The following is an 18,265-nucleotide window of genomic DNA, read 5'->3' as shown; positions in this document are numbered from 1 at the left end:
GGGGCGCACACCGCGCGGTGTGCGCCCCTTCGTCGTGCCGGGCCCGCACCGGCCCCTGCTCGGGTCCGCTCAGGCCCGCTCAGGCCTGCTCGATCGCCTTCCGGGGCACCCCGGCCGCCCGGTAGGCCTCCTCCTCGTCCAGCGTCTCCGCCTCCAGCAGCGCCGCCGCCAGCGAGTCCAGCCGGGCCCGCTGCTCGGTGAGCAGCCGGACCGCCTCCTCGTAGCACTCCGCGACGATCCGGCGGGCCTCCTCGTCCACCGCGTCCAGCGTGGTCGGCGCCGCGGAGAGCCCGTACGCGCCCTGCGGATCGGCCGGAACGGCGGTGAGCCGGCCGACCCGCTCGCTCATCCCCCACCGCCCGGCCATGCCGCGGGCGATGCCGGTGACCTGTTCCAGGTCGCTCTCCGCGCCGGTGGTGACGATCCCGTAGACCACCTGCTCGGCGGCCATCCCGCCGAGCGCCCCGATGATCCGGCCGCGCAGGTAGGGCTCGGTGTACGAGTAGCGGTCGGCCTCCGGGGTGGAGAGGGTGACGCCGAGGGCCCGGCCGCGCGGCACGATGGTGATCTTGCGGACCGGGTCCGCGCCCGGCTGGAGCATGCCGAGCAGCGCGTGGCCGCTCTCGTGGTACGCGGTCCGCTCCCGTTCGGCCTGCGGCATCACCAGCGGCCGGACGGCACCCAGCTGGACCTTCTCCAGGGCGTCCGAGAGGTCGCGCTCGTTCACCGCGTCCTGGCGGCGCTTGACCGCGAGCAGGGCGGCCTCGTTGATCAGGTTGGCCAGTTCGGCGCCGGTCATGCCGGGGGTGGCCTTGGCGAGCCGGACGAGGTCGGCGTCACCGGCCAGCGGGACCTCCCGGCTGTGGATGCGCAGGATGGCCGCCCGGCCGTCGCGGTCCGGCGGGCTGACGGTGATCCGCCGGTCGAACCGGCCGGGGCGCAGCAGCGCCGGGTCGAGCACGTCGGCCCGGTTGGTGGCGGCGATGACGATGACGCCCTCGGACCCGGTGAAGCCGTCCATCTCGGTCAGGATCTGGTTGAGCGTCTGCTCGCGCTCGTCGTGGCCGCCCATGCCGCCGCCGCTGCCGCGCTGCCGGCCGATGGTGTCGATCTCGTCGATGAAGATGATCGCCGGGGCGACCTTGCGGGCCTCCGCGAACAGCTCGCGCACCCGGCTGGCGCCGACTCCGACGATCATCTCGATGAACTCGGAGGCGGAGGCCGAGAAGAACGGCACGTCCGCCTCGCCGGCGACGGCCCGGGCGAGCAGGGTCTTCCCGGTGCCGGGGGGGCCGCTGAGCAGCACGCCCCGCGGCATCTTGGCGCCGAGCCGGCGGTACCGCTGCGGGTTCTTCAGGAAGTCGACGACCTCGGTGAGTTCGGCCTCGACCTCGTCGATGCCGGCCACGTCGGCGAAGGTGGTGCGCTTGCCGGCCTCGGCGGTGACCGGCTTGGGCGGGGTCTTGCGGCCGAGCGGCCCGCCGCCGAGGCCGCCGGCCATCCGCCGGGCGAGCAGCACCCAGATCAGGATCAGCAGCAGCATCGGGGCCAGCGAGATGAGCAGGTTGGCGAGGAAGCTGCGCTGCTGGACGACCGGTTCGGCGGTGACCTCGACGCCCTGCTGCTGGAGGGTGTTCCAGAGGTTGTCCCCGGCGAAGACCGGCCGCTGGGTGTCGAACTCGGTGTACGTCCCCTTGTCGCCGTCCGGCTTGGGCTCGGCGTTCTTGAGGGTGCCCTCGATCGCGTCGCCCTTGGAGTAGATCTTGGTGACGTTGCCCTTGTTCAGCTGGTTGTTGAACTCGGTGTAGGAGATCGTGGTCGCGCCGCCGGGGCCGAAGAACGACAGCAGCAGGTCGCTGATCAGGAACACCACGAGGGCGGTGAGGACGAGACCGGTCCAGCCGCCGGGCATCCGGCGCCGGGGCGGCGGGGACGGGGCGCCCTCGGAGCGCCAGGGCTGGTCGGGGGTCTGACGCGGCGGCACGGGATCAGTCACCCATCGGACAATACGGACATCGGCCCGGCTCCTCCAACCGCAACGCCGCGCCGGAACCGGCCCCGGCCGGCGCCCGGGCCGGTCACCCCGCCCGGTCCGGTCACCCCGCCCGGGCCGCCCGTCGTGCCCGCTCCGTCAGCCCCGCTCGTCCGCGGCGGCCGACCCGGGCCACTCCTCGGCGGTCAGCGCGAACCGCTCGTGGTCCCGCCAGGCCCCCTGCATGAACAGCATCCGCGGCGTGAACCCCTCGTGCCGGAAGCCCAGCCGCTTGGCCAGCGCGATCGACCGCCCGTTGTCCGGCTGGACGTTGATCTCCAGCCGGTGCAGGCCGAGCCCGTCCTCCGTCTGCGGGGCGAAGCAGCGGTCCAGCACCAACCGCAGGCCCTCGGTCATGCGCCCGGTGCCCGCGAACGGCAGGTACGAGTCGTAGCCGAGCGCGCCGTTGCAGAACCGGCCCATCACGATGTTGGCCACGTTGACCTTGCCGACCAGCCCGCCGGTCCCGGTGTCCACGATCAGGAAGGTCCGCAGGGCCGGCCCCTGGCGCTCGACCAGGTCCGGGAGGGCGTCCGGTTCGACCGGGTTCCACCGGCCGATGTGCTCGGCGGACCGCCGGACCGCCTCGGCGTACGCCACCTCGTCCCCGGCCCGCGGGGCCCTGATCGTCACTCGCATCGGACCATCATCTCGGATGATCATCCGGCATGCGAACGGCCCGCCTCCCGCCGGAGCGGGCAGCGGGCCGTTCGCCGCAGGCCACCGGACTACAGCAGGTCCTTGAACTCCTTGGGGAGCTCGAAGTCGGCCGGGCCCTTGCCCGCGCCGAGGCCGAAGGCACCGCCGTCGGCGGGCGCCTGGCCGGCACCGGGGCCCAGCGCGCGGCGCTCGGCGGCCGCGGCCTCCTCCTGCGCCCGCTTCAGCGGGTTGCCGCTCTTGCGCTTGCCCTTGGCGGCCGGGGCCTTCTTGGCGCTCTTCTTGCCGCCGCCGCCCATGCCCGGGATGCCCGGCATGCCGGGCACGCCCTTGCCGGAGGCCATCGCCGACATCATCTTGCGGGCCTCGAAGAACCGCTCGACGAGGTTCTTCACCTCGCCGACCTGGACGCCGGAACCCTTGGCGATGCGGGCCCGGCGGGAACCGTTGATCAGCTCCGGCTCGGCCCGCTCGACCGGGGTCATCGACTTGATGATCGCACCGACGCGGTTGACGTCCTTGTCGTCGATGTTGTTGATCTGGTCCCGGATCTGGCCCATGCCGGGCAGCATGCCGAGCAGCTTGGAGATCGAGCCCATCTTCTGGACCTGCTCCAGCTGGGACAGGAAGTCGTCCAGGGTGAACTGCTTCGGGCCGCCGCGCAGCTTGGCGGCGATCTTCTCGGCCTCGGCCTGGGAGAAGGTCTGCTCGGCCTTCTCGATCAGCGAGAGGACGTCACCCATGCCCAGGATGCGCGAGGCCATCCGGTCCGGGTGGAAGGCGTCGAAGTCGTCGACCTTCTCGCCGTTGGAGGCGAACATGATCTGCCGGCCGGTGACGTGCGCGACCGAGAGCGCGGCACCGCCGCGGGCGTCGCCGTCGAGCTTGGAGAGCACCACACCGGTGAAGTCGACGCCGTCGAGGAAGGCCTGCGCGGTGGTGACCGCGTCCTGGCCGATCATCGCGTCGACGACGAACAGGACCTCGTCCGGGTTCACGGCGGCCCGGATGTCGGCGGCCTGCTGCATCAGCTCGGCATCGATGCCGAGGCGGCCGGCGGTGTCGACGATGACGACGTCGTGCTGCTTCTGCCTGGCGTACTCGATCGAGTCCCGGGCCACCTGGACCGGGTCGCCGACGCCGTTGCCCGGCTGCGGCCCGTAGAACGCGACGCCCGCGCGGTCGGCGACGACCTGCAGCTGGTTGACGGCGTTGGGGCGCTGGAGGTCGCAGGCGACCAGCAGCGGGGTGTGCTTCTGCTTCTTCAGCCAGTGGCCGAGCTTGCCCGCGAGGGTGGTCTTTCCGGCACCCTGCAGACCGGCGAGCATGATCACCGTCGGGCCGTTCTTGGCGAACCGGACCCGTCGGGTCTCGCCGCCGAGGATGGCGACGAGCTCCTCGTTGACGATCTTGATGATCTGCTGCGCCGGGTTCAGCGCGCCGGAGACCTCGGAGCCGAGCGCGCGCTCCTTGATCTGCTTGATGAAGGCCCGGACGACCGGCAGCGCGACATCCGCCTCCAGCAGCGCGATGCGGATCTCGCGGGTGGTGGCGTCGATGTCCGCCTCGCTCAGGCGGCCCTTGCCCCGGAGGTTCTTGAACGTCGCTGCGAGGCGATCGGAAAGGGTGTCGAACACGTCGTCGCGGGTCCTCTGCGGCATCGGTCTGAGTACGGTCGTCGCCCCCAAGGGTATCCGGCCGCCCCGGGGACGGTCTCCACCCGGGTTCGAAGCACCTCGGATCGCTGGGGGGACCGCCCGGGGATCCCCGGTGGACCGCCCGCGGAACGGCGGCGGGCGGGCCGCCGGCGCGCGGCCTCAGCCCAGCGCCGCCCGGACCGCCGCCGCCACCTCCCCGGCCCGCCGCGCGGTGAGCGGCCGGCCGGCCGGGTCGGTCAGGTAGAAGGCGTCGACGGCGTCCGCGCCGAGCGTGGAGACGTGCGCCGTCCGCACCCGCACCCCGGCCCCGTCCAGCGCCCGGCCGATCCGGTGCAGCAGCCCGGGGGCGTCGTGCGCGCGCACCTCCAGCACCGTCGCGGTCGCCGAGGCCGCCGGCGGCGCCACCGCCACCACCGGCGGCGGGACCGGGACGCCCGGCCGGCGCGGGGCCGCCGCGTCCCGCTCGGCCAGCCGGCGGGCGACGTCCAGCGAGCCGTCCAGCGCCCGCCGCAGATCGGCCCGGAGCCGGGCGGGATCCGGCAGCTCGCCGAACTCCGCGGCCACCGTCCAGGAGAGCAGCAGCACCGGACCGGCGCCGATCGGGTCCAGCTCGCGCAGCCCCGCCGCGCGCACCGTCAGCCGGTGCAGGGCGAGCACCCCGGCGGTGGTGCCCAGCAGGCCCGGGCGGTCCGGGACGGCCAGCAGCAGCCGCGCGCCCGTCGGCCCGCCGCCCGCGGGCCCGCCGGCCGGGTCCGCGCCGGCGCGCGCCGCCAGCGCGAGCGCCGGTCCGCCGGTCCTGGCGGCCTCCACCGCGAGCCGCTCCTGCTCGGCGGTCGGCCCGTCCTCCGCGCGGTGGCCGTCCGGGACCGGGTGCTCCCCGGCCAGCCGGGCGGCGGTCCGGGCCGTCAGGCCGTCCACCAGCGCGGCCCGCCAGCGGCTCCACGCGGCCGGGCCGGTGGCCAGCGCGTCGGCCTCGGTCAGCGCCCGGAGCAGTTCCAGCCGCGGCGCCGAGCCGACCGCCTTCACGACGGCCTCGACGGTGGCCGGATCGTCCGGGTCCCGCCGGGTCGCGGTGTCCACCAGGGTCAGGTGGTGGCGGACCAGCACCGCCAGGGTCTCCACCGACTCCGGGTCGAAGCCCATCCGGGCGGCCACGCCGCGCACGAGCGGCTCACCGGCCTCGCTGTGGTCACCGGGCCGCCCCTTGCCGATGTCGTGCAGCAGCGCGGCGACCAGCAGCAGGTCCGGCCGGGCCACCCGGCGGGTCATCGCGGCGGCCCGCACCGCGGTCTCCACCAGGTGCCGGTCCACCGTCCAGCGGTGCACCGCGTTGCGCTGCGGCAGGCAGCGCACCCGGGCCCACTCCGGCAGCAGCCGGGTGATCAGGCCCTCCGCCTCCAGCGCCTCCCAGACCGGCAGGCAGGCCTCCCCCGCGCCGAGCAGGGTGACCAGCTGCTCGCGCGCCTCGTCCGGCCAGGGCACCGGCAGCGGACGGCACTCGGCGGCCAGCCGGCGCACCGTCGCGCAGGAGACGGTGAGACCGTGCTGCGCGGCGGCGGCCGCGGTGCGCAGCGGGAGCACCGGGTCGGCGGCCGGGCGGGCGCCGCGGGCGAGCACCGCCTCGCCGTCCTGCTCGACCACCCCCTCGGCGAGCGGCCGGCGCTCCACCGCGCCCCGGGCCGCCGCGCCCGCGCCCCGCCCGGCGGCACCGGCGGGGCCGGTGAACGGGAGGGCGGCGCGCCACCGCGGCACGCGGCCCCGGCCCGAGCGGGCGGCCAGCACCCGGTCCACCGCCCGCCAGGTGACGTCGGAGGCGTAGGCGACGGTCCGGGCCGCCTCGTAGACCCGGCGCAGCAGGGCGTCCGCGTCCGGCACGCCGAGCCGCTCGGCGACCTGGTCCTGGTCCTGCAGGGCGAGCCGCCCGGTGGCCCGGCCGGTGACCAGGTGGAGGGCGTCGCGGACGTCGGCCAGCCGGAGCGCGGCGTCCGCCAGGCCCTCCCGGGGCGCGTCCGCCAGCCAGCTCGCGGCGACCGCGTCGAGCGCGACGACGTCCCGCAGGCCGCCGCGCGCCTCCTTGAGGTCGGGTTCCAGCAGGAAGGACAGCTCGCCGTGCCGCTCGGCCCGCTCCCGGCCCAGCTCGCGCAGCTCGGGCAGCCGTCGCGCGGCGCCCGCCCGCCAGTCGGCGAGGACGGCGGAGCGCAGCGCGGCGGTGAGCGCCGGGTCGCCGGCCACGTGCCGGGCGTCCAGCAGGCCGAGCTGCGCCTTGAGGTCGGCGGCGGCCACCGCCCGGGCCTCGGCCGGGGTGCGGACCGCGTGGTCGAGGGCGGCGCCGGAGTCCCAGACCGGGTACCAGAGGCGGTCGGGCAGGGCGGGGTCCAGCCGGCCCTCGTGCAGCAGCAGGACGTCGAGGTCGCTGCGCGGGGCGAGCGCGCCGCGCCCGTAGCCGCCGACCGCGACCACGGCGGTGCCGGCCGGGGCGCCGGCGTCCGTGAACAGGGCGGCCAGCCAGGCGTCGGTGAGCGCGGACAGCCCGGCCCGGCGGTCCCGGCCGCCGGGGCCGGGGGCCGCGAGCAGCCGGGCCCGGGCGGCGGCGGGGCCGGCGGCAGCGGGGCCGGCGGCGGGACGAGGGGCGGCGGGGCCGGTCCGGGCGTCGTCGGTGTCACGGTCCATGCGAGGTCCCCGTCCGTGGTCGTGCGGGTCGGTCGGGCGCCGCCGGTGCGCGGCCGGCGGGCCGGCGGCCGTGGGGGCGGCCGCGGGCCCGCGCGGGATCACGGCGGGCGGAGCCGCGGTGCGGAGAAGGGGCGTTCCGGGGCGCCGTGGAGAGCGCCCCGGAGCGCCGCGCGGGGCCGGGCCGGGGGCCGGGCGGGCCCGGCCCGCGCTCAGAGCGCGTCGGGACCGCGTTCACCGGTGCGGACCCGGACGGCGGTGTCGACCGGGATCGACCACACCTTGCCGTCGCCGATCTTGCCGGTCCGGGCGGCCCGGACCAGCACCTCGATCAGCGGCTCGGAGTCCTCGTCCTCGACCAGGACCTCGATCCTGACCTTGGGCACCAGGTCCACGGTGTACTCCGCACCCCGGTAGACCTCCGTGTGCCCGCGCTGCCGGCCGTAGCCGCTCGCCTCCGAGACGGTCAGGCCGTGCACGCCGAAGGCCTGCAGGGCGGCCTTCACCTCGTCCAGGCGATGGGGCTTGATGACGGCGGTGATGAGCTTCATCGGGCGTCCACCTCGGTCTTCTCGGTGCTCTTCGCCGCGGCGGCGGGAGCGGTGGGGGTGACGGCGGCCGGGGCCGGGGCCGGGGCGTGGACGGCCGTCCGGCCCAGGGCGGAGCCCAGCGCGCTGAAGTCGTACGCGGACTCGGCGTGCTCGGCCCGGTCGATTCCGGCCACCTCGGCCTCCTCGGCGACCCGGAACCCGATCGTCCTGTCGATCGCCTTGGCCAGCAGCCAGGAGAGCACGAAGGAGTAGACGCCGACCACCGCCACGCCCATCGCCTGCTTGCCCAGCTGCGCCACCCCGCCCCCGTAGAACAACCCCTTCGCGCTCTGGCCGATCGTGCCGGTGGCGAACAGGCCGACCAGCAGCGAGCCGATCGCCCCGCCGACCGCGTGCACGCCGACCACGTCGAGCGAGTCGTCGAAGCCCCAGCGGTACTTGAGCGCGATCGCAGCCGCGCAGACGGCGCCGGCGATCAGGCCGATCGCCACCGCGCCGAGCGGGGAGACCGAGCCGCAGGCGGGGGTGACGGCCACCAGGCCGGCCACCGCGCCGGAGGCGGCGCCCAGCGTGGTGAACGCGCCGTGCCGCAGCTTCTCGTAGACCAGCCAGCCGACCAGCGCGGCCCCGGTGGCGAGCTGGGTGTTGAGCAGGGCCATCGCCGCCACACCGTTGGCGGCCAGCGCCGAGCCCGCGTTGAAGCCGAACCAGCCGAACCAGAGCAGCCCGGAGCCGAGCATCACCAGCGGCAGCGAGTGGGGGCGCATCGGGTCCTTCCGGAAACCGATCCGCCGGCCGAGCACCAGGCACAGCGCGAGGCCCGCGACACCGGCGTTGATGTGGACGGCCGTCCCGCCGGCGAAGTCGATCACGCCGTTGCGGTCGCCGAGCCAGCCGCCTTCGCCGCCGTCGAAGAAGAACACCCAGTGCGCGACCGGGAAGTAGACCACGGTCGCCCAGAGCGCGGTGAACAGGCCCCAGGCCGCGAACTTCGCGCGGTCCGCGATGGCGCCGCTGATCAGCGCCGGGGTGATGACGGCGAACATCAGCTGGAAGGCGGAGAAGGCGGTCACCGGGATCGTCCCGGTGAGGTCGGTGAGACCGACGCCGCGCATTCCGAGGTGGTCCAGGTTGCCGATCAACCCGGCGCCCGCGTCGGGGCCGAAGCTGAGCGAGTACCCGTAGAGCACCCACAGCACACTGACGATGCCCAGCGACAGGAAGCTCATCGCCAGCATGTTGAGCGTGCTCTTGGCCCTGACCATCCCCCCGTAGAAGAAGGCCAGCCCCGGGGTCATCACCATGACCAGGGCGGCACAGATGAGTACGAAGGCGGTGTCACCCGCGCTGAAGCCCTCCGGCATCGGCGTCTCCTCCCGACTGGAGCCGATCCGCACCCGGGTCTGTCCCGTGCACCCGGGGCGTCGGCGATGAGGAGGAGCGTGCCGAAGGCTGGTTTCGGCCGATGCGGCCGGTTGTTTCGCCGCCGTGACGAGGGCGACGGCGGGGTTACACCCGCGTGAACGACCGCCGTTCCGCAGGGCCGGCCGGGTGACCGGAGGTCCCGCCGCCACCCGGTGTGCCGGACACGGCACCGCCCGTGCCGTCGGCGGCCGGCACGGGCGGTGGGTCGTGGTGGAGCGGATCGAGCGGGTGGAGCGGATCGAGCGGGTGGAACGGGCGCCGGGCGGCGGCTCAGACCACCGAGACGTACTCGGGGATGTCCTGGACCACCCGCTCCTTGAGCCGACTGACCGCGTCCACCCCCTGGAACCTGGTCGAGGCGGCCTCGGTGGTCTTGCGGACCCGCGAGTTGAGCCGCTCGGAGCGGACCTTGGTGGCGATGTCCACCGCCTGCTCGGCGAAGACCGCCGCCTGCTCCGGCTCGTTCTGCAGCAGGTGCACGCTGGCCATGCCGACCAGGTTGAAGGCGTAGGAGCGGACGTGGTCGCCGTCCTGCCGGAACAGGTCGACCGCGCGTTCCATCACCGGCGCGGACATCGAGGCGTAGAGCGCCGCGTTGTCCGAGTGGTAGGCCAGGTCGCGGAAGGAGTGGGCGTTCTCCGCGTTCAGCTCGGCGGGCGAGAAGAACTTCAGCCAGTCCGGGTCGCCGTCGCCCTCGCGGATGTCGGTGAAGGTGTCCTCGGCCAGCCGGATCGCCCGGGCGCAGCGGTTCACCTCGCCGATCGTGGCGTACGCGCGCGCCTCCATCGCGTAGAGCAGGGACTGCTGGCGCGGGGTGGCGGTGTCGCGGCTGCCGTACTGGGCGAGGTGGATCAGCTCCAGCGCGTCCTCGCCCCGGTTGAGGTGGATCATCTGCCGGCTCATGTCGGTGAGGATCAGCGCGCCGAACGGACGGTCCCCGGCCTCCTTGGCGGCATGCAGCGCCAGCACGTAGTACTTCTGCGCGCTGGGGTGCATGCCGACGTCGTAGGACATCCAGCCGGCCAGGTGGGCCAGCTCGGCGGTGAGCCGGAACAGCCGCTTGGTGGTCTGTTCGGGGTAGGTCTCCTGGAGCAGGTCGGTGACCTCGTGGAGCTGGCCGACCACGGCCTTGCGGCGCAGGCCGCCGCCGTTCTGCGCGTCCCACTGCCGGAACATGACGGTGGTCTGCTCCAGCAGTTCCAGCTCGGGCTCGGAGAGCCGGCCGGTGAACGGCTCGCCGCCGTTGGCCGCGGTCAGGATCGGAGTGGGGGCGCCGTTCGGCCCGGGGGTCAGCCAGCGCTGCATCGGCTCGATCAGCGCGGCGCCGGCGGTCAGGGCGAGCGAGGTGCCCAGGAACCCGCGCCGGTTGAGCATGAGGTCGCTGCGCGAGTAGTCGCTGATCAGCTGGACGGTCTGCGGAGCGCTCCAGGGAAGATCGACGCCGCCGCCGACCGTGGAGACCGGCACGGCGGCGCGCAGGCCGAGGTCCTCGACGGAGACCACCGAGCCGAACCGCTCGGAGAACAGCTCCGACATGATCTTCGGGATCGGCTCGCGCGGCTGCTCGCCGTCGAGCCAGCGGCGCACCCGCGAGGTGTCGGTGGAGACGTGGTGGGCGCCGATCTGCCGGGCCCGGCGGTTGACCTGACGGGCCAACTCCCCCTTGGACCAGCCACTGCGGGCGAACCACGTCGTCAGCTTCTCGTTGGGTTGCTTCTCTGCCATGGGTCGTCCCCATCCCGCCCGGCCCCGCGGGGCCCCGATCGTGATCGCCCGACGGTTGCGGGCTCTTGCCAGACGTGCCGTACCGAACTGCGGCGCCACCGCCGCAGACGAACCGTCAGTTCGCCAACTCCCGGACCCGCGAGGGCCGGAGCGGACTTCCCGACGATGTCCGTGTGCTGAAAGTAACGCCCTGCACACCGCCCCGGGGAGCGGCCCTGGCGAAACGCCACCTTTCGCCACCCCCAGGAGTGAACCGAACCGCGTCGGCAGACGCTTCACTAGGAAGTCCCGGCGGTCCGGCATATGCGGGCCGCCAAGTCCCCACCGTTTCCCGGCTCTTCAGGCGAACCACCGCCGCCACGGGCGGACTTGCCGCCCGCACCGACCGAAGTCCGTCCCGCGCACCCGACGATCCGGCATCGGCACCGTCCGCCACAAGGCGGCGCCCGAGGCACTGCAGCGCACCTGGCGCACTCCACGCGCCGCGCGCCGCCACCGCACGACGCACCACGCAGCACCGCTCGGCACCACGCAACAGACAATCAACACAAAGTCACCGTCCCGTAACCATCGGCAACGAGAACCTGTTGGGGGAGGCATGGACAACCTGTTCGGCGAACTTCGACTGGGGTACCTGCGGCTGGCACCGCTGGGGGCGCGCCGTCGCACCCGGGCCGGCGCGAGCCAGGCCGCCGCGGAGTACACCGGCCGATGGGGCTGGACCGTCGTCGTCGGCGAACCGTCCCGCGCCGCCGGCACCCCGGACCGCTGTCACTGCGGCGCCCCGCGCTGCGCCGCCCCCGGTCTGCATCCTGTCCAGGGACCGCACCCCGTCCCCGGCGCCGGGCCGGCCGTCCGTCCCGGCACCGACGTCTCGGTGCTGTTCCCCACCGGCCGCGCCTTCGACGTGCTGGACGTCCCCGAGCAGGCCGGCCTGCAGGCCCTGGTCCGGCTGGAGCGGATGGGCACCCAGGTCGGCCCGGTGCTCGCCTCCCCCACCGGGCGGCTGCAGTTCCTGGTCGCGCCCGGTACCGCCCGCCGGCTGCCGGACCTGCTCTACCGGATGGGCTGGGACGACGCCGCCCTCGACCTCACCTGCCACGGCGAGGGAAGTTTCGTCGCCGCGCCGCCCACCGTGCTCGCCGGCCTCGGCCCGGTCCGCTGGCTGCGCCGCCCGACCCGGGACAACGCCGGCTGCCCGCCCGAGGCCCGGCTGCTGCTCGGCACCCTCGCCTACGCCTGCCACCGCGGCCGCGAGCGCACCCGCGAACCCGCCTGGATCGCCTGACCCCGGGGGTCCGGCCGCCCGGCTCCCGGGGCCGGGCCCGGAGCGGACCCGGGCTCACGGGGCCGGCCCCGGAGCGGACCCGGGCCGGAGCCGCACCGCTGCCGGAGCGGGAACGCCGAAGGGCCCGCCCCCGGAGGAGCGGACCCTTCACCGGTGCACCGCGGGGCTCAGTCCCCGATCAGCGCGTCCACGAACGCACCCGGCTCGAACGGCGCCAGGTCGTCCGCACCCTCGCCGAGTCCGACCAGCTTGACCGGCACGCCCAGCTCCCGCTGGACCGCCACCACGATGCCGCCCTTGGCCGTGCCGTCCAGCTTGGTCAGCACGATTCCGGTGATGTCGACCACCTCGGCGAAGACCCGGGCCTGGATCAGCCCGTTCTGACCGGTGGTGGCGTCCAGCACCAGCAGCACCTCGTCCACCGGGCCGTGCTTCTCGACGACCCGCTTGACCTTGCCCAGCTCGTCCATCAGCCCGGTCTTGGTGTGCAGCCGCCCGGCGGTGTCCACCAGCACGGTGTCCGCGCCCTCGGCGATGCCCTCCTTGACCGCGTCGAAGGCGATCGACGCCGGGTCGCCGCCCTCAGGCCCGCGCACGGTGCGCGCGCCCACCCGCTCGCCCCAGGTCTGCAGCTGGTCGGCGGCGGCGGCGCGGAAGGTGTCGGCCGCGCCGAGCACCACCTTGCGGCCGTCGGCGACCAGGACCCGGGCCAGCTTGCCGGTGGTGGTGGTCTTGCCGACGCCGTTGACGCCGACCACCAGGACGACCGCGGGGCCCTCCTCGTGCCTGGTCGAGCGCACCACGCGGTCGGCGTCCTCGCCGATCAGCTCGACGAGCTCCTCGCGCAGCAGGCCGCGCAGCTCGTCCGGGGTGCGGGTGCCGAGCACCTTCACCCGGGTGCGCAGCCGCTCGACCAGCTCCTGGGTGGGGGCCACGCCGACGTCCGCGGTCAGCAGGGTCTCCTCGATCTCCTCCCAGGTGTCCTCGTCGAGGTGCTCGCGGGAGAGCAGCGAGAGCAGCCCCTTGCCCAGCGAGTTCTGCGAACGGGAGAGCCGCGAGCGCAGCCGGACCAGGCGGCCGGCAGTGGGCTCGGGGACCTCGACGGCGGGGGCCGCCGGCTCGGCGGGCGCCTGCGCCTCCTCCTCGGGGGCGGCCGGGAGCTCCACCTCCTCGACGGTGCGGCGCGGTTCCTCGGTCGGCGGCGCGGCCTCCTCGCCGACGGCGGGCTCGCGCGGGGTCGGGGGCGCCGTGATGACCGGCGCCTGCGACTTCGGGGGCAGCTGCTGGCGTCGTCTGCCGGAAACGACGAGTCCGGCGATCGCACCGATGGCGACCACCGCGATGACTACGGCAAGAATCACGTATTCCATAACCCCCCCAGTATCCGCGACACCGGTGCGCGCGGACCGCAGGCGGCGGAGTGGATCACCGCGGGAGGGCCGGCGCCCCCTTCCGGTCCTCCCGCAGTCGCTGGCTGATCACCTGCGAGATGCCGTCCCCCTTCATCGTCACCCCGTAGAGGGCGTCGGCGGACTCCATGGTCAGCTTCTGGTGGGTGATCACGATGAGCTGGGAACTCTCCCTCAGCTCCTCCATGATCGCGATCAGCCGGCGCAGGTTGGTCTCGTCCAGCGCCGCCTCGACCTCGTCCATGACGTAGAACGGGCTGGGACGGGCCTTGAAGATCGAGACCAGCAGCGCCACCGCGGTGAGCGAGCGCTCGCCGCCGGAGAGCAGCGAGAGCCGCTTGACCTTCTTGCCGGGCGGGCGGGCCTCCACCTCGACGCCGGTGGTCAGCATGGACTCCGGGTCGGTGAGCACCAGCCGGCCCTCGCCGCCCGGGAAGAGCCGGGAGAACACGCCCTCGAACTGCGCGGCGGTGTCGTGGTAGGCGGCGGTGAACAGCTGCTCGACCCGCTGGTCGACGTCCTTGACGATGTCGAGCAGGTCGCGCCGGCTGCGCCGGAGGTCGTCCAGCTGTTCGCCGAGGAACCGGTGGCGCTCCTCCAGCGCGGTGAACTCCTCCAGCGCCAGCGGGTTGACCCTGCCCAGCTGCTGGTAGGCCTTCTCGGCCGCGCGCAGCCGCTTCTCCTGCTCGGCGCGGACGTAGGGGCGCGGCTCGCCCGGCTCCTGTCCCTCCTCCGGCGCCGACGGCGGGACCGGGCGGTCCGGCCCGTAGGAGGCGAGCAGCTCGCCGCCCTCGATCCCGAACTCCTCCAGCGCCCGGCCCTCCAGCTGCTCGATCCGCAGCCGCTTCTCCGCCCGCAGCACCTCGTCCCGGTGGCCCGCGTCGACCAGCTTGTCCAGCTCGTCCTTGAGGACGCGGCCGTGCTCGCGGTGCTCCTTCAGCTCCGCCTCGCGGACCGCCCGCGCCTGCTCGACGGCGGCCCGTTCGGCGTCCGCGCGGGCCAGCGACACCTCCAGGCAGGCGAGCAGCTGCCGGGCGCCCGCGGCGACCGCGCCCGCCACGGCGGCGTCGTGCTCGGCGCGCCGGCGGCGCTCGGCGGCCCGGTCGCGCGCCTCGCGCTCGGCCCGGGCGGCCCGGTCCAGCTGGTCGGCCCGGCCGGTCAGGGCGCGGACCCGCTCCTCGTGGGTGCGCACGGCGAGCCGGGCCTCCAGCTCGGCCTGCCGGGCCACGACGGCGGCCCCGGCCAGCCGCTGCTGCTCGGCGGCGTCCGGCTCGTCCTCCCCGTCGGCGGTCTCCTCGGCGACGGCCAGCCGCTCGGCCAGCTCCTCGGCGCCGGCGAACAGCCGGTCCAGTCCTTCCTCGGCGCGGCCGGCGGCGGCGGCCAGCCGTTCGGCCTCGCCGGCCGCGGCCCGGGACTGGCCGCCGAGCCGGCCCAGGGTGCCCGCCACCTCGGCCCGTTCGCGCTCCCGGGCCCGCCTCCGGACCGTGAGCTCCTCCACCGCGGCCGCCGACTCCCGCCGCCGCGCGGTGAGTTCGGCCAGCAGCCCGGCCGACCCGGCGCACCGGACGTCGAGCCCGGCGATCGCCCGGGCGGCCTCGTCCACCGCCACCCGGGTCTCCAGCAGGCTGGGCGCGGCGCCGGATCCACCGTGCGCGTAGTCGGCGCCGAGCCGGTCGCCCTCGGTGGTGACGGCGCTCAGCGCGGGGTGCGCGGTGACCAGCCGGACCGCGTCGTCGAGGGTGTCCACCACCACGACGCCGGCCAGCAGCCGACCGATCGCGGGCCGCAGGCCGGCCGGTCCGTCGACCAGTTCGGCGGCCCAGCGGGCTCCGGGCGGCAACTCCCCGGCCGGAGCGTCCGGTTCGGGGGCGTCGGCGATCAGCAGGGCGGCCCGGCCGGCGTCCTCCTTGCGCAGCAGCCGCAGCGCCTCGGCGGCGGCCCCGGGCGAGTCGACGGCGACCGCGTCCGCGGCGGCGCCGAACGCGGCCGCGACGGCCCGCTCGTGGCCGGGGGCGACCCGCAGCAGCGCGGCGGCCGGTCCGAGCAGCCCGGCCGTCCGGTCCCCGGCCGCGAGCAGCGCGCCGCTGCCGTCCTTGCGGCGCAGGCCGAGCGCGAGCGCCTCGTGCCGGGCGTTCAGCGCGGCCCGTTCGCGCTCGGCGGCGGCGGCGTCCTCGCGCGCCGCGGCGAGCTCCCGCTCGACGGCGGCGAGCCGTTCGCGGGCGGCGTCGTGCGCGGCGTCGGCCCGCTCGCCCTGCTCGGTGCCGGCCTCGACCTCGGCCCTCAGCTCCTCGTACTCCCGCCGCGCGGCCCCGGCGCGCAGCAACGCCTCGTCCCGGGCCTCGGCGAGCCGGCCGGTCTCGGCCTCGGCAGCGGCGGCCTTGGAGCGGGCGGCGGCGGCCTGCCCCTGGAGCCGGGCCAGCCCCTCCCGGCGGTCGGCGATGGCCCGGGCGGCGTCCCTGAGCCGGCGCTCCTCGGCGGCGAGGGCGCGCTCCAGCCCGGTCCTGCCGTCGACGGCCGCGTCCAGCGCCTCCTGCGCCGCCTCCAGGGCCCCGGCCAGCGCGGCCTCCTCCTCCCGGACGCGGGCTGCCTCGCGTTCCAGCTCCTCCGGGTCCCGGCCGCGGCGCTCCTCGGCCCGCCCGCCGGCGGCCGCGTGCCGGACCCTGGCCTCCGCCAGCCCGACGGTGCCGCGGGTGCGCTCGGAGAGCGCCGAGAGCCGGTACCAGGTCTGCCGGGCGGCCTCCAGGCCGGGACCGAGCTGCTGGACCTGCGCCTCCAGCACGGCCTCGCGCCGGATCGCCCCGCCGAGTTCCTGCTCGACGGTGGAGCGGCGCAGCCGCAGTGCCAGTTCGTCGGCGATCTCCGCCTCGACGGCGCGGCGCAGGCCGAGCAGGTCGTCCGCGAGCAGCCGCAGCCGGGCGTCCCGCAGGTCGGCCTGGATCCCGGCGGCCCGCCGGGCGATCCGGGCCTGCCGGCCGAGCGGGCCGAGCTGGCGGCGGAGCTCGGCGACGAGGTCCTGCGCCCGGTTGAGGTTGACCTGCATCGCGTCGAGCTTGCGCAGCGCCTTCTCCTTGCGCTTGCGGTGCTTGAGGACGCCGGCCGCCTCCTCGATGAAGGCGCGCCGCCCCATCGGGTCGGCGTGCAGCACGGAGTCGAGCTGTCCCTGGCCGACGATGACGTGCATCTCGCGGCCGATGCCGGAGTCGGAGAGGAGCTCCTGGATGTCGAGCAGCCGGCAGGTGTCGCCGTTGAGCGCGTACTCGCTGCCGCCGTTGCGGAACATCGTCCGGGTGATGGTCACCTCGGCGTACTCGATCGGCAGGGCGCCGTCGGTGTTGTCGATGGTGAGGCTGACCTCGGCCCGGCCGAGCGGGGCGCGCCCGCTGGTCCCGGCGAAGATGACGTCCTCCATCTTGCCGCCGCGCAGCGACTTCGCGCCCTGTTCGCCCATCACCCAGGAGAGCGCGTCGACGACGTTGGACTTGCCGGAGCCGTTGGGACCGACCACGCAGGTGATGCCGGGCTCGAACCGCAGGGTGGTGGCGGAGGCGAAGGACTTGAACCCGCGCAGCGTCAGACTCTTCAGGTGCACGCGCCGGTCTCCTCGCCTCGCCCGCCGGGCCCCGGCGGGGACCCTGCGGCGACTGTAACCGTCCGCACCTGCGGCGATCGCGCCCCACACCCGGCGGGCGCGGCCCGGGTGAGGCCCGGCACCGGCACCGGCCCGTGCCCCTGTCCCTGTCCCTGCCCCGGACACGACGAAGGGACGCCACGCGGGGCGTCCCTTGCAAGCTGCGTCCCTTTCGGGGCGGCTCAGTGCACAGCGGCGTCGACCGGGAGATCGGGCGGGACTCAGGTGAGAGCCGGCTCCCGCTGATCCAGGTCGATGCTGTTGAGCAGCGAGTGCTCGCCGGCGACAGCGGTGAGAGCGTCGTTCTCAGCCTGCATCCTGATGAGCTCGGCTTCGAGATCCTGGACGCGCTGCTGCAGCCGTCGCACCTCGGTGAGCATTCGCGGGTCGGGGCCGCCGACGTACCCGAGAAGCGCCTTTGCCATGATGAATGGTCCTCCACGCTGAGTGACCGAACCGGAACGGTACAGGTCTAGGGGGAAGGGGGACGCACGCGCGGCGCGCACCGGCAGTGCTGGCTGGGCACTATGGCGCAACCACCGTGAGCTGGGCTCACGAGGGCTTGCACCTACCGGAATGACGCGGTCGTGTGCGCGGGCTTCCAGCGTCTCACCAAAGACGGTACGGGTCAACACGATCACCGCACGCTACCGCGCCCCTGTCACCTGCCTGGCGGTGTCGTCACGCCGGGCGGCCGGGAAGGGGGGTCCACCACCTGCTCGTGGATCATCGTTCGATGCGGAGTCAACCACGAGTCTGCCCGGATGGCAACCGTACGACACCGCCGGTTGCCGATCCTTTTCCGCACGCCCCCGGCGGGCCCGGCCCGCGGGGCGGCTCAGCGGATTTCGAAGGTCTCGTACCCCGGACCGACGGCCGTCCAGATCTCGGTCACCCCGCTCACCCTGCCGGGCGTCTCCGCTCCTCTGAGCAGCGTCAGCAGCCGCTCGCAGTCCGGGGCGAGGCCCTCGGCCACCACCTGCACCCGGCCGTCGCCGAGGTTGCTCGCGTAGCCGGTCAGCCCGATCTCCAGCGCCCGTGCCCGGGTCCACCAGCGGAAGCCGACCTGCTGGACCTTGCCGCGCACCCAGGCGGTGACCCGGACCGGCTCCTCGCTGTGGGCGTCGCGACCGTGCATGGCCCCGACCCTATCCGCCCGGACGGCGGCCCGCGTCACGGAGCCGCCGGGCCCGGCACCGGCCGCCCGCGCGCGGCCCCCGCCGGT

Annotated in this window: 12 protein-coding genes; 1 reads left to right on the top strand and 11 read right to left on the bottom strand. The window is 75.1% G+C overall.

The features are described 5' to 3' along the window. Positions 1-79: 79 nt before the first annotated feature. The 7 genes from ftsH to ACFCX4_RS22840 all read right to left on the bottom strand — a co-directional run bounded on the left by ftsH (position 80) and on the right by ACFCX4_RS22840 (position 10,715). Positions 80-1,996, bottom strand: coding sequence for an ATP-dependent zinc metalloprotease FtsH (gene ftsH / locus ACFCX4_RS22870; RefSeq protein ID WP_376145251.1), 1,917 nt, complete (start codon positions 1,994-1,996; stop codon positions 80-82). Positions 1,997-2,131: 135 nt separating this feature from the next. Beyond that, positions 2,132-2,671 (bottom strand): GNAT family N-acetyltransferase, encoded by a 540-nt coding sequence (locus ACFCX4_RS22865; protein ID WP_376145249.1) that lies wholly within the window; start codon positions 2,669-2,671, stop codon positions 2,132-2,134. A gap of 89 nt (positions 2,672-2,760) precedes the next feature. Then, a complete protein-coding gene (gene ffh, locus ACFCX4_RS22860; RefSeq protein WP_376145253.1) occupies positions 2,761-4,326 on the bottom strand; it encodes a signal recognition particle protein in 1,566 nt (521 codons plus the stop codon). A gap of 180 nt (positions 4,327-4,506) precedes the next feature. Next, complete coding sequence (locus ACFCX4_RS22855) at positions 4,507-7,017, bottom strand: [protein-PII] uridylyltransferase (protein ID WP_376145247.1); 2,511 nt, start codon at positions 7,015-7,017, stop codon at positions 4,507-4,509. A 209-nt stretch (positions 7,018-7,226) separates the two neighbouring features. After that, positions 7,227-7,565 (bottom strand): P-II family nitrogen regulator, encoded by a 339-nt coding sequence (locus ACFCX4_RS22850; RefSeq protein ID WP_376145245.1) that lies wholly within the window; start codon positions 7,563-7,565, stop codon positions 7,227-7,229. After that, positions 7,562-8,929 (bottom strand): ammonium transporter, encoded by a 1,368-nt coding sequence (locus tag ACFCX4_RS22845; protein ID WP_376145243.1) that lies wholly within the window; start codon positions 8,927-8,929, stop codon positions 7,562-7,564. The genes ACFCX4_RS22850 and ACFCX4_RS22845 overlap by 4 nt, the downstream gene beginning before the upstream one ends. Positions 8,930-9,260: 331 nt before the next feature. Beyond that, a complete protein-coding gene (locus ACFCX4_RS22840; protein ID WP_376145241.1) occupies positions 9,261-10,715 on the bottom strand; it encodes a hypothetical protein in 1,455 nt (484 codons plus the stop codon). Between the two features lie 598 nt (positions 10,716-11,313). Between ACFCX4_RS22840 and ACFCX4_RS22835 the strand changes: the two genes are divergently transcribed. Beyond that, positions 11,314-12,003, top strand: a complete 690-nt coding sequence (locus ACFCX4_RS22835) for a bifunctional DNA primase/polymerase (RefSeq protein WP_376145239.1) — start codon at positions 11,314-11,316, stop codon at positions 12,001-12,003. Between the two features lie 167 nt (positions 12,004-12,170). On the opposite strand, the gene ftsY is transcribed toward ACFCX4_RS22835, so the two are convergent. From ftsY to ACFCX4_RS22815, 4 genes are all read right to left on the bottom strand, one after another. Beyond that, entirely contained in the window at positions 12,171-13,373 is a 1,203-nt protein-coding gene (gene ftsY / locus ACFCX4_RS22830) for a signal recognition particle-docking protein FtsY (RefSeq protein ID WP_376145237.1), read from the bottom strand. Positions 13,374-13,428: 55 nt separating this feature from the next. After that, complete coding sequence (smc, locus tag ACFCX4_RS22825) at positions 13,429-17,001, bottom strand: chromosome segregation protein SMC (RefSeq protein WP_376145235.1); 3,573 nt, start codon at positions 16,999-17,001, stop codon at positions 13,429-13,431. Between the two features lie 260 nt (positions 17,002-17,261). Next, entirely contained in the window at positions 17,262-17,465 is a 204-nt protein-coding gene (locus ACFCX4_RS22820; protein ID WP_376145233.1) for a hypothetical protein, read from the bottom strand. Positions 17,466-17,878: 413 nt separating this feature from the next. Further along, positions 17,879-18,178: an acylphosphatase gene (locus tag ACFCX4_RS22815; protein ID WP_376145231.1), complete on the bottom strand. Its 300-nt coding sequence runs from the start codon at positions 18,176-18,178 to the stop codon at positions 17,879-17,881. Positions 18,179-18,265 lie beyond the last annotated feature (87 nt).

Origin of the sequence: Kitasatospora sp. NPDC056327, from assembly GCF_042261735.1 — a bacterium.
Classification (GTDB): Bacteria; Actinomycetota; Actinomycetes; order Streptomycetales; family Streptomycetaceae; genus Kitasatospora.
The sequence above is the reverse complement of the archived record's forward strand: the minus strand, read 5'-3'. Positions and strand labels throughout refer to the sequence as shown.

Bases quoted from the DNA above. Each gene is read 5' to 3' on its own strand.
- ACFCX4_RS22835 (WP_376145239.1), top strand. From the start codon at position 11,314: ATGGACAACCTGTTCGGCGAACTTCGACTGGGGTACCTGCGGCTGGCA.
- ACFCX4_RS22840 (WP_376145241.1), bottom strand. From the start codon at position 10,715: ATGGCAGAGAAGCAACCCAACGAGAAGCTGACGACGTGGTTCGCCCGC.
- ACFCX4_RS22815 (WP_376145231.1), bottom strand. From the start codon at position 18,178: ATGCACGGTCGCGACGCCCACAGCGAGGAGCCGGTCCGGGTCACCGCC.
- ftsY (WP_376145237.1), bottom strand. From the start codon at position 13,373: ATGGAATACGTGATTCTTGCCGTAGTCATCGCGGTGGTCGCCATCGGT.
- ACFCX4_RS22855 (WP_376145247.1), bottom strand. From the start codon at position 7,017: ATGGACCGTGACACCGACGACGCCCGGACCGGCCCCGCCGCCCCTCGT.
- ACFCX4_RS22845 (WP_376145243.1), bottom strand. From the start codon at position 8,929: ATGCCGGAGGGCTTCAGCGCGGGTGACACCGCCTTCGTACTCATCTGT.
- ACFCX4_RS22850 (WP_376145245.1), bottom strand. From the start codon at position 7,565: ATGAAGCTCATCACCGCCGTCATCAAGCCCCATCGCCTGGACGAGGTG.
- ACFCX4_RS22820 (WP_376145233.1), bottom strand. From the start codon at position 17,465: ATGGCAAAGGCGCTTCTCGGGTACGTCGGCGGCCCCGACCCGCGAATG.
- ACFCX4_RS22865 (WP_376145249.1), bottom strand. From the start codon at position 2,671: ATGCGAGTGACGATCAGGGCCCCGCGGGCCGGGGACGAGGTGGCGTAC.